Below are 19921 nucleotides of genomic sequence, written 5' to 3' on the forward strand. Positions count from 1 at the left end.
GCCACCGCGAGCGTGAGCCGCACCTTCCCCCGGCACACCCTGGACGGCGCCGCCTTCCGCGCCGCCCTCCTCGACACGGGCGTCACCCTCGCCCTCCGACTGCGCCGCCGCGACCAGGCGGCCCGGGGCCTGACCGCCGTCGCCGAGGCGGCCGCCGCCATCGATGACGTACTGCATCCCTTCGACGGGTCGCTCACCAAAGGTCGATCCGCGCGACCCCGCCCGCGCTCACACTCGGCAAGAGCAAGGCGTCACGCCGGTGGCCGGGTGAGTTTGGCGGCCACGGCGTCGAGGACCCAGTCCAGGCCGGTCGCGAAGGATGTCTCGGCGTCCACGTCCGTGCTGTCGTGCACGGCCTTGGCCAGTGCCGGGAAGCGGCCCGTGGCCAACATCCTCGTCACATGCGGGCCGGAGGCGCGCCGCCAGTCCTGCTTGGACAGGCTGGTGGCGCGCTCGGCCCGCAGGTTCGCGATCTCGCGCCTGATCGCGCCGGTGGAGTAGGAGCTGACAGTCTCCACGGCGCGCATGACGGTGTCGATGTCGGCGAGCCCGTCGAGGGCGGCCAGCTTGGCCTCGGTCACGGCGAGGCCGTTGGGGCCCAGGGTCGGGCGGCCGCCGAGCAGGTCGGCCATCCAATCGTGACGGAGAACGGCCTGCCTGGTGCGCTGGGCGAGGACGCGCAACGCCTCCCGCCAGTCACCGGGCTGCTCCTCGGGGAGGATCTCGGCGTGGACCTCGTCGACCATGAGGTCGAACAGCTCCTGCTTGGTGGAGATGTATCCGTACAGCCGCATCGGGCCGGCGTTCAGCCGGGCGGCGACCTTGCGCAACGACACCGCCTCCAGCCCGCCCTCGTCGGCCAGCGCGATGGCGGCGGCGACGATCCGCTCCCGGTCGAGCGGCACGGGGCGAGACGGCGGCTCCGGCCGGTCCCACACAGTCACGGTCACACCGTTCTGTTGCGATGCAGAGTAATAGGGAAATACAGTGTATCGGCATGAGACATCGTATCGCCGTGATCGGGAGCGGCCCTGCCGGCCTCACCTTCGCCCGTGTCCTGCACCGCCATGGCCACCCCGTCGCCGTCCTCGAACGCGATCCCTCTCCCGACGCCCGCCCCCCGGGCGGCACGCTGGACCTGCATGAAGGGATGGGACAGCTCGCGCTGGACAAGGCGGGGCTGCTGGCGGAGTTCCAGGCGCTGTCCCGCCCCGAGGGGCAGGCCATGCGCATCCTGGACACGGACGGGACCGTCCTGCGCGACTGGCGACCCCGTCCGGACGACCGGGCCAATCCCGAGATCGACCGCGGGCAACTCCGTGACCTGCTGCTCGGACCTCTCGACGTCCAGTGGGGTCGGGGCGTGACGCAGGTGGTGCCGGGGACCCGGGACGGCGTACGGGTCGATTTCGCGGACGGGCGGCAGGAGTCGTTCGACCTCGTGGTCGGCGCGGACGGCGCCTGGTCCCGGGTCCGCCCGGCAGTCTCGCCGGTGACACCGCACTACACCGGCGTCACTTTGGTCGAGACCTCCCTGGACGACGTCGACACCCGCCACCCTGACCTCGCCCGGTTGATCGGCGACGGTTCCGTGGCGGTGTACGGCGTGAACCGAAAGCTCGTCGCCCAGCGCAACAGCGGCGGCCACGTCAAGGTGTACGCCCAGTTCCGCGCGCTGCTGGACTGGCACACGAACCTGGACCTGGCCGACGTCGAGGCCGTGCGATCGAGCCTGCTGGCTCTGTTCGACGGCTGGGCCGCTCCCGTCCTCGACCTCCTCCGCCACGGCACCGCTTTCGTCCACCGCCCCCTCTACGTCCTGCCCGTGTCCCACACCTGGACCCATGTCCCCGGGGTGACGCTACTGGGCGACGCCGCCCATCTGATGCCCCCACTGGGGGCGGGCGCGAACCTCGCGATGCTGGAAGGCGCCGAACTCGCCGAGGCCATCACTGCCGGCCCTGGAGATCTGGACGAGGCCATCCGCACCTTCGAGGAACAGATGTGGGCACGGGCCGGTAGGTGGGCGAAAATCACGACGGCCGGTCTGGAACGCCTCGTGAGCCAGGACCCCGCAGAAGCCCTCGCCCTCTTCGACCAAGTCCAGCCATCCTGACTGCCAAGAGCAAGAGCAAGAGCAAGAGCAAGAGCAAGAGCAAGAGCAAGAGCAAGAGCAAGAGCAAGAGCAAGAGCAAGAGCAAGAGCAAGAGCAAGAGCAAGAGCAAGAGCAAGAGCACCGGCACCGGCTCGCCACGGCTTCACGGGTCGGTACGGCACCGCCGCGCCGGTCCGATCCTCCTCGCGGGCCGCGCTGGCTGCGCGCCCTGGGCTCTGCGCGGGCTCAGGACTGGGCGCCGTTGTCGTTGTCGTGGTCGTCGAATTCGGGAAGATCGGCGGACAGCAGGTGTTCGGCGCCGCCTTCGAGGATCTTGGCGGTCTCGGTGGAGCGGGGAAGCATGGTCTGCTCGTAGATGCGGATGGCCTCGTCGACGGTGGGGGACTCGGCGAGGGCGAGGGCGAGTTCGCTGGCGTCGAGCATGGCGAGGTTGACGCCCACCCCCAGCGGGGGCATGAGGTGGGCGGCGTCGCCGAGCAGGGTCACCGTCGGGTTGTGCTTCCAGGTGTGCGGGACCGGCAGGGCGAGGATGGGGCGGTGGGTGTAGGGGCCCTCGTTGTCGGTGATCATCCGCAGCAGGCTCGGGGACCAGTCGGCGTACCGGTCCAGGAGCAGGGCCCGAAGGTCGTCGGTGTCCTGGACGGTCAGGCCGCTCCGGCTGATCCAGTCGACCGGGACCCGCTGGATGAGGTAGACGCGGATGTGATCTCCGCTGTTGCGCTGGGCGAACATGCCGCGCTCGCCGTCGGCCGCGTGGGCGCCGCCCTGGCCGACCAGTGCGGAGATCTCGGGATGGCTGTTCTCGACGTCGTTGAACCACGCCTCCAGGAAGCTCACCCCGGAGTACTCGGGGACGGCGGAGGACACGGCGGGGCGCACCCGGGAGAAGGCGCCGTCGGCGCCGATGACCAGATCGGTCTCGATGGTGGCGCCGTCGGCGAAGTGCAGCTGTCGGGGCCCGTCGACGGGACCGCTGACCCTCTCCAGGGCGCGGCCCCACTGGATGGTTCCCGGCTGCAGAGAGTCCAGCAGCAGGTCGCGCAGCTGGCCGCGGTCGATCTCCGGTTTGAAGAGCTCGTCGGCCTCCGGGACCTGGTGGGAGGTGATGGTGCCCCTCGGGTCCATCTGACGCATTTCCTGGCCTTCGGGGCGGGCCAGCTTGAAGAACTCCGCCAGCAGGCCGGCTTCGCGCAGGGCGATCTGGCCGTTGTCGGCATGCAGGTCCAGGGTGCCGCCCTGGTTGCGGGCCTCGGGGCCCGCGTCGCGGTCATAGACCGTGACCGCGATGCCGCGCCGCTGCAGGATGCGGGCGCAGGTCAGCCCGCCCGGTCCGGCGCCGATGATGCTGATCCTGGCCTGAATGGGTGCTACGGAGCTCATGAGGGTCCCTTCTTCCGGTGCTGCGGTGCGCGGCCTTGTGCCGCGGACGTGTCCAGCACCGGTGTAAGTTTCCAACCGCTACAAACATACAACAGTTACAAATATGTCGCTGTTCGAATATTAGAGGTATGGTTCGCGGCATGGATCGGACCGACCGCGCAGCACCGGGCGGGCGGCGCGCACGCAAGAAGGCCGCCACCCGCCAGGCACTGGCCGACACAGCGCTGCGGCTGTTCATGGAACGCGGCTACGACCAGGTAGGCGTCCGCGAGATCGCCGAAGTCGCCGACGTGTCGGTGTCGACCCTGTTCAACTACTTCCCCGACGGCAAAGAAGCCCTGGTCTTCGACGAGGACGCCGGCAACGAAGCCGCCCTGGTCAACGCCGTGACCGACCGGCCCCCGGGCCAGACGATCCCCGAGGCCCTGCGGGCCCACTTCACCGCCTTCGTCACCTCGCCCCACACCCGCGACCCGCGCTTCGCCGAACTCCAGCAACTCGTCCAGCAGACCCCGGCCCTGCGCGAGTACGCCCGCACCATGGCCCTGCGCCATGAGAACGCCCTGGCCCGCGCGCTTGCCGACCAGACCGGCCGACCGCACGACGACCTCCTCTGTGCCGCCTACGCCCGGTTCACCCTGGAGACCCTCGCGTTCGCCGGCTCCCGCCCCGACCCTGTCGCCGCCATCGACCAGGCATGCCTCCTGCTCGACCAGGGCTGGACGACCACCGTCGCCCCACACGGCCACGACCCCGCCTAGCGGCCGCCTCTGGGGAGAACCGGAAGACCAGTAGGCGGCCAGAGGTCAGGCCATCGGTATCGATCGTGCGCTCGACCTTCCAGCGGCGGGGCAGGACGACGAAGCCTTTGTTGCCTCTGGGCCGGGAGACGATGCGCTGAGCGAGTCAGAGGCGTTCGCGGGCCCAGTTCATGAGTTCCCCGCCGTAACCGCGGTCGGCCGGACCTGGGTGATCTGCGGCCGGGTGAGGCTGAGGCGCCAGAAGACATCGCGGTCGGCGTCGCGGTCCTGGATGCCGGCAGGCGTCTCTCGTGGGTGTCCTGGTACGTCCCCCGTGATCGCCGGCGTGGCCTGCGGGGCGGCGACCCGGTGCGCCATCGCCAGGACGTCCGGACCGTTCGTCCAGTGGTAGGCCCGACAGCAGGTGACCAGGTCAGGCGTCCATCTGTCCTCCCCGGGCAGTGGGGCGAGGGGCTCGTAGACGTCGGCCGAGGCCTGGACGAGGTTGAGGGTGCACTCCCCGAGCACGGGCGTGAGCGGGGCCCGGGCCTGGTCGAGCATCGGCCGGCTCCGGTCGACCGCTTCGATGTACGCGAGGGAGGGGAGAGCCTTCAGGAGAGCGCGGGGGACCTGCCCGGTGCCGGTGCCCAGGTCCAGCAGCGTCGGATGGGGAAGATCCCGGACAGTGTCGGCCGGCAGCTCGGCCACCTCGGCCGGCACACCGGCCGGTGGCGGTTGTACTCCTCGGCTGCCGCCGCGAACAGGGCTTCCTTGCCCGGAGACAGGCTCGGGAAGGGATCGTCGGGACAGGTCACGTGGATCCTCCTTCGTCGAGCGGGCGGGGGGGGGTGCCCCTATGGGTTTCGTCAAGCTGATGTGGCGGGCTGTGGGTCGTAGAAGGTGCCGTCGCGGAGCATCGCGAAGAGCACGTCGGCTCGTCGTCTGGCGAGGCAGAGGAGGGCCTGGGTGTGGTGCTTTCCCTGGCTGATCTTCTTGTCGTAGTAGGTCCGGGAGGCAGGGTCGGCCAGAGCCGCGAACGCGGACAGGAAGAAGGCCCGTTTGAGCTGCTTGTTTCCGCGTCGGGAGGGTTGTTCGCCGCGGATCGAGGAGCCCGAGCTGCGGGTTGTTGGGGCGAGGCCGGCGTAGGCGGCGAGGTGGGCGGCGGTCGGGAACGAACTGCCGTCGCCGACGTCGATGAGGATGCGGGCTCCGGTCCTGACGCCGATCCCCGGCATGGACGTCAGGACCTTCGAAAGAGGGTGGTTCTCCAGCAGTTCCTCGATCCGAGTGGCCAAGAGTTTCCGCTGGTCAAGCACCGCTCGGAGCGAGTTGGCGAGGCTGGGGACGATCAGAGCGGCCGCGTCGGTGCCTGGGACGACAACGGTCTGTTCGTCCAGTGCGGTGAAGATGTCGTCGACGAGTCGCTCGGCCATCCGCGGTGCCTTCGGACGTATCAGCGTCACGAGCCGGCGCCGTCCGGCTTTGCGGATCTGGGCCGGGGAGCCGAATTGGTCGAGGAGTTCGAGCACGGCCGGGTGTTGGACGCGCGGGCCCAGTACCCGTTCCAGCGACGGGTGGATCTGCGTCAGCAGGCCCCGCATGCGGTTGCTGATGCGGGTTGCTTCGCCGGCCAGGTCGTCGTCGAAGCCGACGATCATCTCCAGCTCGGCGATGGTCTCTTCCTCGAGGGCGACCGAGCGGAGTGTGTGAGGCATGACGCGGGCCGCGTCGGCGATGACGAACGCATCCCGGGCATCGGTCTTGGCCTCGCCGGGATAGAGGTCGGCGATCCGCCGCATCGTCAGCCCGGGCAGATAGGCGACTTCGCAGCCCATGTCCCGGGCCACTGCCAGCGGCAGAGCCCCGATCGAGGCCGGCTGGTCGACCACAACGAGCACGGTCCCGTGCTTGGCCTGCAGCTTGCCGAATACTTCGCGGAGCTTTGGCTCGCTGTTGGGCAGCCGCTTGTCGAAAGCCTTCTTTCCGGCTGGGGTGACGGCGGTGGCGTGGTGTTCGCCTTTGCCGACGTCCAGGCCGAGGAAAGCGCCGATGTCACTGACGTCGATCACGTGCGTCCTTCGGTCGTCCTCGCCCGGCCGTCCCACGGCACCGATCGCCACATCCACATTACGAAGAGCCTCCCGACCTGCGAAGAAGCCGGTGGTCATGCCCCTAATCAGCGGTCTGTCGATGCCTTCGAAGCCGGTGACACCACCCCCCAAGACATGCGATCGACAGGGGGAGAAAGTCATGCCCACTCCGAAGGCCGGGCGCCCCATTGCGGGGCTACCAAAACGGTAATGGGGGGGCAGGTGCCAGGAGCGCGGCGACGCTGACGAGATCGCCGGTGATCATCTGCTTCCGCTTGGAGTGGCCAGGCGACCTCGGCGGGAGCGAAGACGGCCGTCCCGGCGCGCCCGACGGTGATACGGCCAGTCGCGAGCAGCCACACGACCGCCGCCCGCACCACCGCCGATCCCAGCCCCCCGCACAGCGCGCCGAACAGGGACATCCGGGCGCCCTTGTCAGCCGCGGCCCGGTCCTCACGGTTGATCCGGGCGACCGTCTGCCGGTACCGGCCGGACAGGAAGCCGGCCATGGCGTCGGCGCGGATCTGGTCGGTAGCGTCCTTCGTGCCGCGGCCTGTGCTGCGGCGAGCTCTCCCGACGCGGTCAAGGGAGTGCCACCTGCGGGTTCGCCGCCACGCCGAAGAGCGGCAGTGCCGGCCGGCCGATCTCGACAGCCTGCCTGCCGTGCAGTTCGTCGCCAACTCCAGGTCATGCTTTCTACGAGGCAGGGACAGGGAGTTCGCCCGAGCCTCGGACGATCAGGTGGGTGGGGACGGTGATGGTGCGGGCGCGGGTGCGGTCGCCGTCGAGTCGGGTCAGCGCGGTGGTCGCGGCTGCCCTGCCGAGTTCTTCCGCGTCCTGGGCGACGACGGTCAGGGCCGGCTCGAGTGCCCCGGCGAGCGAGATGTCGTCGAAGGCGACGACGGCGACGTCCTTGCGCTTGCTGCGGGCCAGTTCGGCGACGATGCCCAGCGCCATGATGTTGTTGCCGGCGAACAGCGCTGTGGGGGGATCGGCCAGGCCGAGGAGTTGGGCGGTCGCGGTCTCGGCTCCCTGCTGGTTGTGGGCGTTGGCGAGGAGCGAGCGGTCGTCGGGGATGTCGGCTTCTTGGAGTGCCGAGCGGTAGCCGGCCAGACGTTCACGGCGGGTGTACAGCTTCACGGGCAGGTCGGCGACGAAGCCGATGCGCCGGTGTCCGTGGGCGATGAGGTGGGCGACGCCGTCGTGGGCGCCGGCCCGGTTGGAGCTGACGATGCTGTCGGTGGCGAGGCCGACTCCGGGTCGGTCCAGGAAGATCACGGGCAGCCCCGCCGTACGGTGGGACTTGAGGTGGGAGTGGTCGGCGCCGACGGACGGTACGACGATCAGGATGCTGACGCGGCGGGCGAGGAACTTGTCCGTCAGGGCGCGTTCGCGCTCGGGGTCGTCCGCGGAGGAGCCCATGAGGAGGGTCAGTCCGCGTTCGCGGACGGTGTCCTCGATGGCGCGGGCCACGGCTCCGAAGAAGGGGTTGGCGAGGTCGGGAATGACCAGGCCGATGGTGGTGTCCGGGCCGCCGATGCGGATGTTGCGGGCCATGAGGTTCGGCTGGAAGCCGAGCTTGGCCACTGCCGCGAGCACCTGTTCCCTGGTCTGCGCGGAGGCGGGTCCGTCCTCGTTGAGGACTCGGGAGACCGTCTTGGCGCTGACGCCGACTTCTCGGGCGACGTCGGCCAGGGTGGGGCGGCGGTTCGCTGCCATGGAGGAAACCGATCTCCTGAGGGCTCTCGCTTCCGGCCGCGGCCTCGGCCGGAAGATGCGAGAGCTGGGTAGGGCTGTCAGGTGGCCCGGACTCCGGCGGCCTTCGCGGCCTCCGAATCCGCTACGACAGTATCTCCGGTTTCGTCGACGGTGAGAGCGCCGGTCATGATGGCGACGACCTCGGCCATGGAGTAGTCGGAGGGCTTGATCACGGCAGCGCGCCGGCCGAGGCGGTGGACGTGGATCCGGTCGGCGATCTCGAAGACGTGGGGCATGTTGTGACTGATCAGGACAACCGGCATGCCCTTGTCGCGGACCCGGCGGATGAGGTCGAGGACCTGGCCGGACTCCTTGACGCCGAGGGCTGCGGTGGGTTCGTCCATGACGACGACGGAGCGGGCCCAGGCGACGGAACGGGCGACCGCGACGGCCTGCCGCTGTCCGCCGGAGAGCGTCTCCACCGACTGCGTCAGCGAGCGCAGGCCGATCTTCAGGTCGGCCATGTGCTCGGCGGCCTCCTGGCGCATGCGCTTCTTGTCCAGCATGCGGAAGACACTGCCGAGGACGCCGGGGCGGCGCAGCTCGCGCCCGAGGAACATGTTCGAGGCGATGTCCATGGAGGCGGCCACGGCGAGGTCCTGATAGACCGTCTCGATGCCGTGGGCGCGTGCGCTCTGCGGGCCGGAGAAGGCGATGGGCTCGCCGTTGAGTCGTATCTCGCCCGCATCGGGAGTCACCGCGCCGGTGAGGGCCTTGATCAGGCTGGTCTTGCCGGCGCCGTTGTCGCCGATGACGGCGAGGACCTCACCGGGGAGCAGGTCGAAGTCGGCGCCGTCGATGGCGGTGACCTGGCCGTACCGCTTGACCAGACCGCGGGCCTGCAGCACGGGCGTGGGGGAGGAGGTGACGGTCATCAGGCCTTCTTCCGGGAGAGCTGGTCGACGGTCACCGCGAGGATCACCAGGACTCCGGTGATCAGGGTCTGGTAGATGGAGGCGACGCCCATCAGCTGGAGGCCGTTGCGGAACACGCCGACGATGAGGACGCCGATGAAGGTGCCCAGGACCGAACCGCGCCCGCCGAAGAGGCTGGTGCCGCCGAGGACCACGGCGGTGATGCTGTCGAGGTTGTCGGTCTGCCCCGCCTGCGGGTCGCCGACTCCGGTGCGGGAGATGAGCAGCAGGGCGGCGATGCCGTACAGCAGGCCGGCCACGGTGTAGATGCCGATGGTCAGGCGAGAGGTACGGATGCCGTTGAGCCGGGCGGCCTCGGCGCTGTTGCCCAGGGCGTAGACGTGCCGTCCCCAGCCGGTGCTGCTCAGCGCGTAGGCGAGGAGGAGGAACAGGGCGATGGTGACCAGGGAGCCGTAGGTGATGTCCGTGTGGCCCAGCGGGAAGGTCCCCCCGAGGGCCGTCAGCGGGCCGGGCAGGTCGGTGACCGTCTGCTCCTCGGAGTAGATGTGGGTCAGCGCGAACGCCACGTTGAGCATGCCAAGGGTGACGATGAACGGCGGCAGCGGGATCTTCTGCACCAGCAACCCGTTGAGCAGACCGAACCCGCCGCAGACCACCAGGCCCAGGGCGACGGCGAGGAGCGGGGGCAGGGAGCCCTCGGCCGCCATCTTGGCGATCACGATGCTGCCGAACGCCATCACGGCCCCGCACGACAGGTCGATCCCCGCCGTGAGGATGATCAGGGTCTGCCCGATGGCGAGGGTGCCCACGACCATGACCTGCTGCACGATCAGCGAGAAGTTCCCGCCGGTCAGGAACTGGTCGGTCGAGAAGGAGAAGAAGGCGCAGGCCAGGAGGAGGGCGGCCAGGGGTCCGGTGGTCGGCGCCGTGAGCAGTCTGCGGGCTGTGGTCGGTGCCTTGAGCTCCGAGTACGGCGTTGTCGTGGCTGTCATGCGAAGTCCTTGTCGGAAGACAGATGTCCCTGTCGGAGGACGAGGGCAGAAGCCCCGCCGACGGGACAAGGGGGCGGCCGTCCCTGGTCGGGGAGGTGGGCCGACCGCCCCGCTGAGGGGAGTGGCGGTGTCGTACGGTCCCGGGGCTGTCGTCGCCTTCCCGCCTGCCGCGGGCGGACGACGGGAAGGTGACGGCAGTCCCTGGGGGCTTAGCCCCAGCAGTTCTCCAGGCCGTAGGCGGTGTCCTTCGACGTGACCCCGTCCTGCGCCTTGTCGGTGATCAGCGTGACGCCGGTGTCGGTGTAACCGGACGCCTTCTTGTCGTCCTTGGCGTACGTCACGACTGCCTTGACGCCCTCGGCGGCCATCTTCAGCGGGTACTGCTGCGAAGTCGCGGCGATCTTGCCGTCCTTGACGGCCTGGGTGCCGGTGCAGCCTCCGTCGACAGAGACGATCAGGACGTCCTTCTCCCGGCCCTTGGCCTTCAGCGCGGTGTACGCGCCCAGGGCCGCCGGTTCGTTGATGGTGTAGACGACGTTGATGTCGGGTGACTTCTGCAGGCAGTTCTCCATCGCGGTCTGGCCCTTTGCCTGGTCGCCACCGGTGTCCTGGGCGCACACGACATCCTGCTCGGTGGCGCCGAAGCCCTTCAGGAAACCGTTGTGTCGCTGGACGCCGACGGAGACGCCCGGCGCCAGGTCGAGGGCGGCTATCTTCGCCGTCTTGCCCTTCATGACGGCCTTGGCGTACTCGCCGATCAGCTGGCCGGCCTTGAGGTTGTCGGTGGCGAAGAGAGCGTCGACCGCGCTCTCCGGCTCGGTCGGCGTGTCCAGCGCGATGACCAGAACACCCTTGGCACGGGCCTTCTGGATCGCGGGCACGATCGCCTTGGAGTCGCTCGGGGTGATCAGGATGCCCTTCACGCCGGCGGCGACCATGTTCTCGATGGCGGTGACCTGCCCGGCGTTGTCCCCGTCGAACTTGCCTGCCGCGGTCGACAGTTGAGCGCCGTTCTCCTTGGCGGCCCTCTCCGCGCCCTCCTTCATCTTCACGAAGAACGGGTTGGTGTCGGTCTTGGTGATCAGACCGACTTTCACCTTGCCCGAGCCGGAGCTCGTGGAGCTCGAACCGGAGCCGGACCCGCAGGCCGTCAGGGTGAGTGCCGCGACGCCAGTGACCGCGGCGGCTCGGAGGAGGGACGAGGACAGGCGAGTGGTGCGAGACATGATCGACTCCTGTGGGATAGCGGGTGGCACGGGGGTTGGGATCAGAGCATGCCGCCCGGGGTGTCATCGTTGACTTATGTCATCGTTGACACTGCCTGGCCAGGATGATGGACTCCGGATACCGGCAACGTCAATGCCTTCCACTCGTCACAAATCGGCAACGTCCCTAGCCGTCGGCTCCGCGCGGCCGGTCAGTGGCTGTGTCGCAACGCCGCCACTTTGCCCGGTCTTTCCGAGCCTTTCCGAGAGAGAGCAGCCCATGAGCCCGCGTCAGATCACCGTTCTGGGAGAGTGCGTCGCGGACGCCTTCGCCGAACGGGCAAGCGCCTCGGACGAGCTCGCCCTGCGGGTGCTGCCTGGCGGCGGACCCGCGAATACGGCGGTGGCCCTGGCCCGGCTGGACACGCCGGCCCGCTTCCTCGCACGCCTGTCCGGCGATGTGTTCGGCCGCCTGTTCCGGGCCCACCTGGAGGCGTCCGGCGTCGACCTGTCGCACGCCGTCGCCGCCGCCGAGCCCAGCACGCTGGCCGTGGCGGAGCTGGACGCCACCGGGCAGGCCGCGTTCTCGTTCCACGCGCAGAACACGGCCGACTGGCAGTGGACTCCAGGGGAACTGGCAAGGGTGGATCTGTCCGAAACGGCCTGTGTGCACACCGGGTCGCTGGCGCTGGTCCGTGAGCCCGGCGGGGCGGCGGTGGAGGAGTTCCTGGCGGCTGCTGCTCCGCGGGCCACCATCAGCATCGATCCCAATGTCCGGCCGCTGCTGGTGCGCCCCGAGGTCTACCGCGCCCGACTGGCGCACTGGTGCGCTCTCGCCGACATCCTGCGGCTGAGCGAGGACGACCTGGAACTCCTCCTGCCGGGCACTCCGCCCGAGCAGGCGTGCGACATCTGGCATGCGGCGGGGGTACGGCTCGTCGTGATCACGCTCGGCGTCGACGGCGCCCTGGCCTCGCTCGACGGCGAACGGCTGCGGGTGCCCGCGGTGGCCACGCGGGTCGTCGACACGGTCGGCGCGGGGGACTCCTTCACCGGCGGCCTGCTGCACCACCTCGGCGCCCGTGGACTCCTAGGTGGCCGGCTGGCCGATCTCGGTCTCGACGAGGTCGCGGAAGCCTGCCGGTTCGGCACCCGGGTCGCGGCCCTGACCTGCTCGGTCGCCGGTCCCAATCCGCCGTGGCGGAACCAGTTGGCGGAGCTGTCGGCCGCGGGTGGCGCCTGACGGGCGGGCGGGCCGCGCCGGGCAGTTCCGCCCCAGCCTTGACGCATCGGGCGGATTCCGCCCATCATTGGGCCACTGAGTGTCATCGATGACACAAGTCGACGATGACACCCCTGGTTCGGTCGCGTGGACGACGACGCCGGCCAGGGCGTCACGTCTCGGTCGGTCCACGCACGAGCCGCAGGCTCCGCCCAGTGGACGGCCCCAGCACAGGAGCCACCATGAGCTCTGGACGCGTATCCCGGATGCTCTCCGACACCCAGGCCCAGCTCGTCTCCCAGGAGACGTCCGTCAACCTGATCGTCGACGGCAAGGTCGTCCGCAGCGCCACCGGCTCCAACAGCGAGACCCTGGACCGGGCCCCCTTCGACATGCGCTCATACGCCGGCAAGCAGACGCAGATCCAGATCGTCGACATGAACACCGCCGGCTGGGGCCACCTCCTCGCCGACCAGTTCGCCGCCGCCGACACGGCCGCGAAGTCCGTCGTGCAGCGCGCCGACTGGGCCGACTACGGCAAGTACTACTGCGCGGCGGTGTCCTGGGAGAACACGTCGGGCGGCAAGAAGTACGCCCACAACTGACGCCCACGACTGACAAGGACACGAGACCGTGAAGAAGACCCTGCTCGCCGAGTTCACCGCCCGCGAGGGAGCACAGGACGAGGTCGCCCGTCTGATCGGCGACTACGCCCTGAAGGTGCGCGAGGAAGAAGGCAACCTCGCCTTCGACGTCTACGCCAAGGCAGCCGCTCCGCGCGCCTTCTGGATCTTCGAGGTGTACCGGGACGAGGACGCCTTCCAGACGCACCTGAACGCCCCGTACGGCGGCCCTTTCAACGCCGCCCTCGTTCCGCTGATCGAAGAGGACGCCTCCGTGCTGACGTTCCTGAACCAGCTGGCCACGAATCCGTAACGAGCCCTGACAAGGGCCTCCACCGGGGCGCGGTCTCGATCTGCCGACGGGGACGATATGACCGACGACGATCTACTGGCGGTCCTTGCAGGGAGTCGCCCGGCTGGCGCGGTCGGCAGTGCGCACGGGTGGTGGCCTCTACAGCTGGAGCTTCTGACCGTCCGGTACCTCTGCGAACAGGGCAACTGCCGTCTGCTGGATGACAACCGGCTGACAAGTTCGGAGCAGGTGACGTCAGGGCCGGGCGGGTGCGGTTCCTCTGGAGTGAAGCACCGATCGAGAGGGGGTGTCAGGGGCGGATGCCAAGATCGCCGGGCTGCTGCCCGGCGGAGGTGATCCTTTCGGACGGGTCGGCCAAGACCATCCCGGCGGACCTGCGGCATGGCACCTGCTCGCGACGGCAACTGTTGTGTTTGTCGCCAATAGACGCCCTGTGTGACCACTCGCCGTCGCTGACGATGGTTCATTGCACGACGTGGCCCGGGTATGGGCCGCGTCGGACGTGTTCCCGACGCCGGCGGATCCTGACGGTCTTGCGGAGTTCCTCGATCAGGCCGTCGCCTCCTGGTAGCGGCCAGTTGTAAAAACCCGTTGCCGGGCGCGCCGCCCAGCCCCGACGATCAGGCGCATGCCTGCCGCCCTGGCACCACTGCGCCACCGCCCGTTCCGTCACCTCTTCATCGGTACGACGGCAAACTTGCTCGGCAACGGGGTGGCGCCGATCGCCCTGGCCTTCGCCGTGCTCGACGCCACTGGCTCGGTCGGCTCGCTCGGGTCGGTGATCGGCGCCCACTCCCTCACCGGCATCCTCTTCCTGCTGTACGGCGGGGTGCTGGCGGACCGGCTGCCGCGCGGCCCGCTGCTGGTCGGCAGCAGCGTGGTCAGCGCCACGAGCCAGGCGGTGGTCGCCGCCCTGGTCCTCACCCACAGCGCCGCCATCCCCCTGCTCATGGTGCTCGCCGCGGTCAACGGGGCGTCAAGTTCCTGCTACCAACCCGCCGCCCAGGCCCTGCTGCCCCAGACCGTACCGGCCGACTCCCGCCGCGCCGCCCTCGCGCTCTCCCGGATCGCGGGCAGCAGCGCGATGATCGTGGGCGCCTCCCTGGGCGGCGTACTGGTCGCCGCGGTCGGCCCCGGCTGGGGCCTGGCCGTCGACGCGCTAAGCTTCGCGGTCGCCGCCGCGTCCTTCGCGCTGGTCCGCGTCCAGGTCGCACCGCCCGCGCCCAGCCCCGGCCTGGTGCATGAACTGCGCGTCGGCTGGCGGGAGTTCACCTCCCGCAGCTGGGTGTGGGTGATCGTGGTGGCTTTCTGCTTCCTCAACGCCGGCCTCACCGCCTCGTTCACCGTCCTCGGCCCGGCCGTCGCCGACACCACCGGGATCGGACGCACCGGCTGGGGCTTGGCCCTCGCCGCGGGCTCGCTCGGGGCGGTCGCCGGCGGCGTACTGTCGCTGAGATGGCGGCCCCGCCGCGCGATCCTGGTCGGCTGCGCCCTGATGAGCCTGACGGCGATGACCCCGCTGCTGCTCGTGCTCGCCCCCTACACCTGGGTGCTGGTCATGGCCAACTTCATGGCGGGCGTGGGCGTCGAGCAGGCCGGCGTCGCCTGGTACTCGACCCTGAACGAGCAGATCCCCGAAGACCGCCTGGCCCGCGTCTACGCCTACGACGACCTCGGCTCCTACCTCGCACTCCCGCTCGCCCAGTTCGCCGCCGGACCCGCCGTGCTCCTCCTCGGCCTCCATGCCGCCCTCTACGCGGCCGCCGCGCTCATCCTCCTCGCCACTCTCGCCATGGTCGCCACCCCCTCCATCCGCGCGCTGGCCCCGAAGTCCGCAGAACCGCTGCCCACCTCCGAAGATCCGGTGCTTCACTGAGCTCGACTCCGACGCGTAAAGACCACAGCTCCTTAACACGCTGCCGGCCGCGATTGAACGCTCCCCGTTGGCGTTGGCGTTGGCGGGTGGGAGCGGGGTCCCCTGTCCTTGGCCGAGGACGCGCAGAGCGCGAGCGCCAACCCGACGGGCCCTGTGCCGCGCCGACGTCCACCGGCAGCCTCGACTACCTGTAGTGCCTGAACTGGCGCGGCGTTCTCCTACGGAGGCCAGGAACCGGGCCCGAAAGACGTGCCCGAGGTGAAGCGGATCGGGGCCGTGGGTGAGGGCCTCTTCGAGTTGTCGGTCGACGCGGAAGCGCTCAAGGGAGGCAGTGGGATCGCCGGGGGCGTCCGGGTTGCGATGCATGCGGGAAGTGATTCCATGGAAGAAGGCGTCGGCGCACCGCGAATCCTCCATCCCGAGAAGCGCTCTCGGAACGCGCTAGGAGAACGCACCATGACGAGCGTCGTCCGCCACCCACCCGGCAAGGAGCGACCGCGCGCCGCGCCGATGGCGACGCTGAACGTCCGGCGGGCAGGAACCCGGATCGGACAAGGCCTCGTGGGCCGCTGGCACAGCCTGACGATCCGTCTGGAAGCCCGCCGCGGGGCCACCCGACCCAGGAAGTGGTGCCGGTACCTCTCCTACGCCAACGTCACCAGGGCGATCTGGCTCGTCGCCGTGCTGGCGCTGCTCGCCTGGGCCGGAGAGGGCCTGTTCATCCTCATTACGCACCAGACGACCGGCTTCGAGAACTGGCGGCAGGGCAACCAAGGGTTCGAGACCGTCTTCAAGTTCGTCGGTCCGATCCTCGCCGCCTCGATCGCCGCCACGCTCTTCCTGTTCTGGTGGTACCGCTGGACCAAACGACGCTACCTCACCAAAGCACTGCGGGATCCCCACAAGTTGGTGCCCACCGCAGGGCACGACACCGCCGAGATCGTGGGCCGCGAGGAGATCGCCCAGGTCATCGCCGAACGGCTACGGGAGCGTGCCACCCGCCGGCCCTATCTCCTCGTCGGCGGCGTCGGAGCCGGGAAGACCGCCGTCCTCGTACGGCTCACCGAACTCCTGGCCCGCCAGAACGCCGTACCGGTGCCGATCCGGCTGCGGGACGCGGTCGACGGGTCCGACCTGAACTTCGAACGCCTCGCCAGGCGGCGCTTCGCCGAGGAGGCTCCCAAGGGCATCATGGCGCGCGGCAAGACCGACCGGGTCTGGCAGCAACTCCTCGCCGACGACAAGCCGGTGGTGATCGCCGACGGCCTCGAAGAGGTCCTCCTCGACGACGGCCACGGGCACAACCGGGACAACATCATCCGCCAAGCCATCGAGCGTGCCCACGAGGAGAAACTGCCCCTGGTCATCGCCTCCCGGCCGCACAGCCCGCTGGAGAGCACCTCCGCCGCGATCGTCGAACTGGAACCGCTCAGCGAGGAGGCGGCACTGCGCTTCGTCGAAGCGGGCGTACCGGAGACCGACGAGCGGCTCGTGGACTGGATCGTGGAGACGGCGGAGGTGACCGAGTCACCGATCTACCTCCAGCTCGCCCGCGAACTCCACCGGCACGGAGCCCTGGAGCACGAGCGTCCGGGCGACGGCCCTCAGCATCTGAGCACACGCGGCCACGACCGCGCCACCCTGCGGCTGTGGCTGCTGGAGACCTGGGACGAGGCGCTGTGCGAGGGGAGAATGCGCGAGGACGTCGCACTGACCCCGCGGGAACGCCGCGACACCCTCGAGGTGGTCTCGGCCCTCGCCTGCGTCGGACTCCTCCAGGACAGCCTCGAGGTCGACTTCGCGGAACTGCTCGACCCGAACATCCACCATCCCGGCGCGGGGCGCCGGGTCCGGGCCCGGGCCGAACATATGTGGGCCGGCAGGCGCGGCTTCGACCCGTACGGCAAGCGCGGCAACGGCCTGACCGAATGGCATCGCCAGCAGATCTGGAATGCCCTCGGCGAGCGGCTCGGCGACCAGGAGAGCCGGCGGCTGCGCGAGGGCAACCTCGACCAGTGCCGCGCCGCCCTCGCCCGCTTCGCGGCCCGCGCGAGCCAGCTCGAGCTGGTGGAGGGCTCCGCGCGCAGGGTCCGATTCCCGCACAGCATCATCCAGGCCTACTTCGGCTACCGGGTGCTGAACCACCTGGGCGAGCGGGGCGTCGGCGAGCTGGTCGAGCGGGCACTCCAGCCGCCCGGCCCCAGCCGTGAACTGCTCATCGCCCTGGTGCTGCTGTCCCGTCGGCGGGCGGCGGCGCGCCCCGCGCGGGGCGGCGGCGTCCGGGCCGGGGTGCGCAAGGAACTCGCGGGGCTGGTGCGGCAGACCCCCGTGCGGGGCCGCCCTCTGGCCCATCAGCTGTGCACGGCCGCGGGCCGCCGCACCGACGACCCGAAGGCCCTCGACCTCTACGCGGCAGCCCTGGAGATCGCGAGCGTGGACGACGACCCGAAGTTGCTGGGCCACATCGTCGAGGCGGTGCGCGAGCGCTGGTCCGGGATCAAGGGCGACCGGCGGACCCTGGAGGACGCCAAGCTGAGACTGCTCAGGCAACTGGGAGCCGCGCTGCGCAAGGCCTCCGACCGGACGGACACCACCCCGCTGTACTGGCAGCTCTTCCGGCTGGGTGTCGAAGAGCCCTCCTACTCCATCCGCCTGGCCGCCGCCCAGGAGTTCGGCACCGGTGGCAACCGGCGTTCGCCGTGATCCGCGAACAGGTCGGCCTGAACAGCGACCCCGTGAAGGAGTACAACGACCGGCTCGACAAGCTGAAAGCCTGGAAGCGCGGGGAGTACGAGTCATGGGCCGCGCGCATGGGACGGGCCAGGGCGGCCGGTACGACGTCGCGGACCGTCTCGTCCGAGAGCATCAGGCGGCTGCAACAAGACCGGAAGGTACTGAACCGCCGCTACCGCGAGCAACGAGTCGATCTCTTCCGGGAGTTCGTGATGCGGGCCTGGATGATCCCCATGCTGCTGGGTTCCGTCGACGAGGCCCACCGCGACGAGGCCAGGGAACGACTCACCAAGTGGTTGCGCCATCTCGACCCGAACTTCACCGGCGGTGCCCCCGATCTGCCGCTCGCCCTCGAGGCCGCGCTGGCCCAGGGCTTCAAGTACGCGGCCAACCGGCGCCAGCGGCATCCTCACGCCTATCCGGGCGGCCGCTCCGACCTGATCCGACAGGCGGAAGCCGTCCTCCAGCGGTCCCGGTGCTGGTACGCGCAGCTCAGCCTGCTCCAGGCGCTGTGCCTGTGGGAGCTCGCGGACAGTGCAGGCGGCCATGACCACCGGGGACACGCCGCCCCGGGGCGGGACAGCGGCCGCTCCAACGGGCACGAGCCGTTGCAGCCACTCGGCGGGGTCGCCGCCGTACGGACCGCGCGACGCTGGCTGTCGATGGCGGGCACGGTGAACGCGTCGTCGGGGCGGTCCGATGCCCGCGGTGAGCCGGCCCGGCCGTGCCTGCATCCGTTCGTCGCCGAGGCCGGGGACCTGGTGGCTCTCGCTCTGGAGACCGGGCAGCCTGAGCGGTTCCTGTGGATCGACGAGAAGGGCGTCGCCGACAACATCGGCTCACGCGCCGACAACGCCGGGGGATACCGCAGGCACAGCCTGTGGGTTCCGCCGTCGGTCGGCTGGAGCACCCTCGACTCCCGCGCCCAACGCCTCGTTGCCGACGTGCTGGTCATGCTGAATCTCATCGAACGGGACGGGCACCCGGACGAGGTCGAGGAGCGGCTCGCCCGTGCGGAGCAGCCCGGTATGCCGCTGCCGCCGTGCATCCGTTCGGACCGGGAGCCTCTGAAGCCCGGACTGCGGATCGGCACCTCCACCCCGCCCGCACCGGGCTCGAACTGTCTGCCCGACTGCAAGTTCCAGCTCTGCCCGTACCCTCCCCGGGGCCGGGTGCCCCGGGGAGAGATCCGCGAGCCGTTCTGCCGCCAGCAGCAGGCCCTGCTGCCCGGTAGCGTGCGGCGCTGGCTACCCAGGGGGCTGCGCAGGAAGACACCGCGCTGGGTCGGCATGCGCGTCCGTGAACTGGACCGTTTCTGGGACGCGATGGCCGGCCGGACCCGCGACTAGGGTCCGTCTTCAAACGGATCTTGCCCACAGTAGGAATGACGCGAGTGGGACCGCTGCTTCGTAGGAGGCGGCGGTCTTCTCGTATCGGGTTGCGATGCCGCGGAACCCCTTGAGGCGATCGAAGTAACGCTCAACGATGTTGCGTTGTCGGTAGTTGCGCCGGTCGACCACCGGCGGCCGCCCGCCTTGGCGGCCGCGGTTGTGCCGGTGTCGCTGCTGGTCGTTCTTCTCCGGGATGGTGCACGCGATGCCGCGTCTGCGCAGGTAGGCGCGGAAGCCGCGGGAGCTGTAGGCCTTGTCGGCGACGACCTGGTCGGGTCTGCAGAGGGGCCGGCCCTGGCCCGTTCGCGGGACGCGGAGGCGTTCCAGGAGGGGCCGTGCGCAGATGCTGTCGTGGCGTTGGTCCGGGGTCAGCAGGACGGCGAGGGGGCGGCCGCGGCCGTCGCAGGCGAGGTGGATTTTGGTGGTCAGTCCGCCTCGGGATCGGCCGAGGGCGTGATGTGTGGCCGCAGGTCTTCGACGCCATCGCCGCCCACGCCGTCCGGGCCCGCCGGCCGGACGCACCGTGCGCCGGGGCGGTCCACGCCCCGGCGCGTCCGGAACCCGGCCGGCGCCCGTACAACCATCGGCCCCGGGGACGGGTCTGCCG

Annotated in this window: 16 protein-coding genes and 2 pseudogenes; 8 read left to right on the forward strand and 10 right to left on the reverse strand. The window is 70.0% G+C overall.

The features are described 5' to 3' along the window. Positions 1–251: 251 nt before the first annotated feature. The gene (locus OG788_RS39695; RefSeq protein ID WP_406375786.1) at positions 252–944 is read right to left on the reverse strand and encodes a TetR/AcrR family transcriptional regulator; all 693 of its coding nucleotides are present in this window, start codon (positions 942–944) and stop codon (positions 252–254) included. Positions 945–997: 53 nt separating this feature from the next. Between OG788_RS39695 and OG788_RS39700 the strand changes: the two genes are divergently transcribed. Further along, complete coding sequence (locus OG788_RS39700) at positions 998–2116, forward strand: FAD-dependent oxidoreductase (protein WP_406375788.1); 1119 nt, start codon at positions 998–1000, stop codon at positions 2114–2116. A gap of 225 nt (positions 2117–2341) precedes the next feature. On the opposite strand, the gene OG788_RS39705 is transcribed toward OG788_RS39700, so the two are convergent. After that, positions 2342–3496 carry an FAD-dependent oxidoreductase gene (locus OG788_RS39705; protein WP_406375789.1) on the reverse strand — a complete coding sequence of 385 codons (1155 nt, stop codon included), beginning with the start codon at positions 3494–3496 and terminating at the stop codon, positions 2342–2344. Between the two features lie 140 nt (positions 3497–3636). Here OG788_RS39705 and OG788_RS39710 point away from each other — a divergent pair, with 140 nt between their 5' ends. Then, positions 3637–4257, forward strand: a complete 621-nt coding sequence (locus OG788_RS39710) for a TetR/AcrR family transcriptional regulator (protein WP_406375790.1) — start codon at positions 3637–3639, stop codon at positions 4255–4257. A 168-nt stretch (positions 4258–4425) separates the two neighbouring features. Here OG788_RS39710 and OG788_RS39715 read toward each other — a convergent pair whose 3' ends face one another. The 7 genes and pseudogenes from OG788_RS39715 to OG788_RS39745 form a co-directional block, all read right to left on the reverse strand. Next, on the reverse strand, positions 4426–4944 hold the full coding sequence (locus OG788_RS39715) for a class I SAM-dependent methyltransferase (protein ID WP_406375791.1): 519 nt from the start codon (positions 4942–4944) through the stop codon (positions 4426–4428). A gap of 158 nt (positions 4945–5102) precedes the next feature. Then, positions 5103–6305: an IS110 family transposase gene (locus OG788_RS39720; RefSeq protein ID WP_406376641.1), complete on the reverse strand. Its 1203-nt coding sequence runs from the start codon at positions 6303–6305 to the stop codon at positions 5103–5105. 323 nt (positions 6306–6628) lie between these two features. Then, positions 6629–6871, reverse strand: a pseudogene (locus OG788_RS39725) (ABC transporter ATP-binding protein); the annotation flags it as partial. Positions 6872–7022: 151 nt separating this feature from the next. Continuing rightward, positions 7023–8045: a LacI family DNA-binding transcriptional regulator gene (locus tag OG788_RS39730; RefSeq protein WP_406375792.1), complete on the reverse strand. Its 1023-nt coding sequence runs from the start codon at positions 8043–8045 to the stop codon at positions 7023–7025. 77 nt (positions 8046–8122) lie between these two features. Next, positions 8123–8959, reverse strand: a complete 837-nt coding sequence (locus OG788_RS39735) for an ATP-binding cassette domain-containing protein (protein ID WP_328446096.1) — start codon at positions 8957–8959, stop codon at positions 8123–8125. Continuing rightward, positions 8959–9951 (reverse strand): ABC transporter permease, encoded by a 993-nt coding sequence (locus OG788_RS39740; RefSeq protein ID WP_351554323.1) that lies wholly within the window; start codon positions 9949–9951, stop codon positions 8959–8961. The genes OG788_RS39735 and OG788_RS39740 overlap by 1 nt, the downstream gene beginning before the upstream one ends. 209 nt (positions 9952–10160) lie before the next feature. Continuing rightward, positions 10161–11177, reverse strand: coding sequence for a sugar ABC transporter substrate-binding protein (locus OG788_RS39745; protein ID WP_406375793.1), 1017 nt, complete (start codon positions 11175–11177; stop codon positions 10161–10163). 259 nt (positions 11178–11436) lie between these two features. On the opposite strand from OG788_RS39745, the gene OG788_RS39750 reads away from it, so the two are divergent. The 6 genes from OG788_RS39750 to OG788_RS39775 all read left to right on the forward strand — a co-directional run bounded on the left by OG788_RS39750 (position 11437) and on the right by OG788_RS39775 (position 19272). Next, positions 11437–12399 (forward strand): carbohydrate kinase, encoded by a 963-nt coding sequence (locus OG788_RS39750; protein WP_406375794.1) that lies wholly within the window; start codon positions 11437–11439, stop codon positions 12397–12399. Positions 12400–12620: 221 nt separating this feature from the next. After that, on the forward strand, positions 12621–12983 hold the full coding sequence (locus tag OG788_RS39755) for a hypothetical protein (protein ID WP_406375795.1): 363 nt from the start codon (positions 12621–12623) through the stop codon (positions 12981–12983). A 28-nt stretch (positions 12984–13011) separates the two neighbouring features. Beyond that, a complete protein-coding gene (locus OG788_RS39760) occupies positions 13012–13314 on the forward strand; it encodes a putative quinol monooxygenase (protein WP_406375796.1) in 303 nt (100 codons plus the stop codon). Positions 13315–13942: 628 nt separating this feature from the next. Then, positions 13943–15190, forward strand: coding sequence for an MFS transporter (locus tag OG788_RS39765; RefSeq protein WP_406375797.1), 1248 nt, complete (start codon positions 13943–13945; stop codon positions 15188–15190). Positions 15191–15646: 456 nt separating this feature from the next. After that, positions 15647–17893, forward strand: a complete 2247-nt coding sequence (locus OG788_RS39770; protein WP_406375798.1) for a hypothetical protein — start codon at positions 15647–15649, stop codon at positions 17891–17893. Continuing rightward, the gene (locus OG788_RS39775) at positions 17890–19272 is read left to right on the forward strand and encodes a hypothetical protein (protein WP_406375799.1); all 1383 of its coding nucleotides are present in this window, start codon (positions 17890–17892) and stop codon (positions 19270–19272) included. Before OG788_RS39770 ends, OG788_RS39775 begins: the two co-directional genes overlap by 4 nt. A 9-nt stretch (positions 19273–19281) precedes the next feature. Here the strand turns inward: OG788_RS39775 and OG788_RS39780 are convergent. Next, positions 19282–19782: pseudogene (locus OG788_RS39780) on the reverse strand (IS5 family transposase); the annotation flags it as partial. Between the last annotated feature and the right edge of the window lie 139 nt (positions 19783–19921).

This window comes from Streptomyces sp. NBC_00647 (genome assembly GCF_045207245.1).
Classification (GTDB): Bacteria; Actinomycetota; Actinomycetes; order Streptomycetales; family Streptomycetaceae; genus Streptomyces.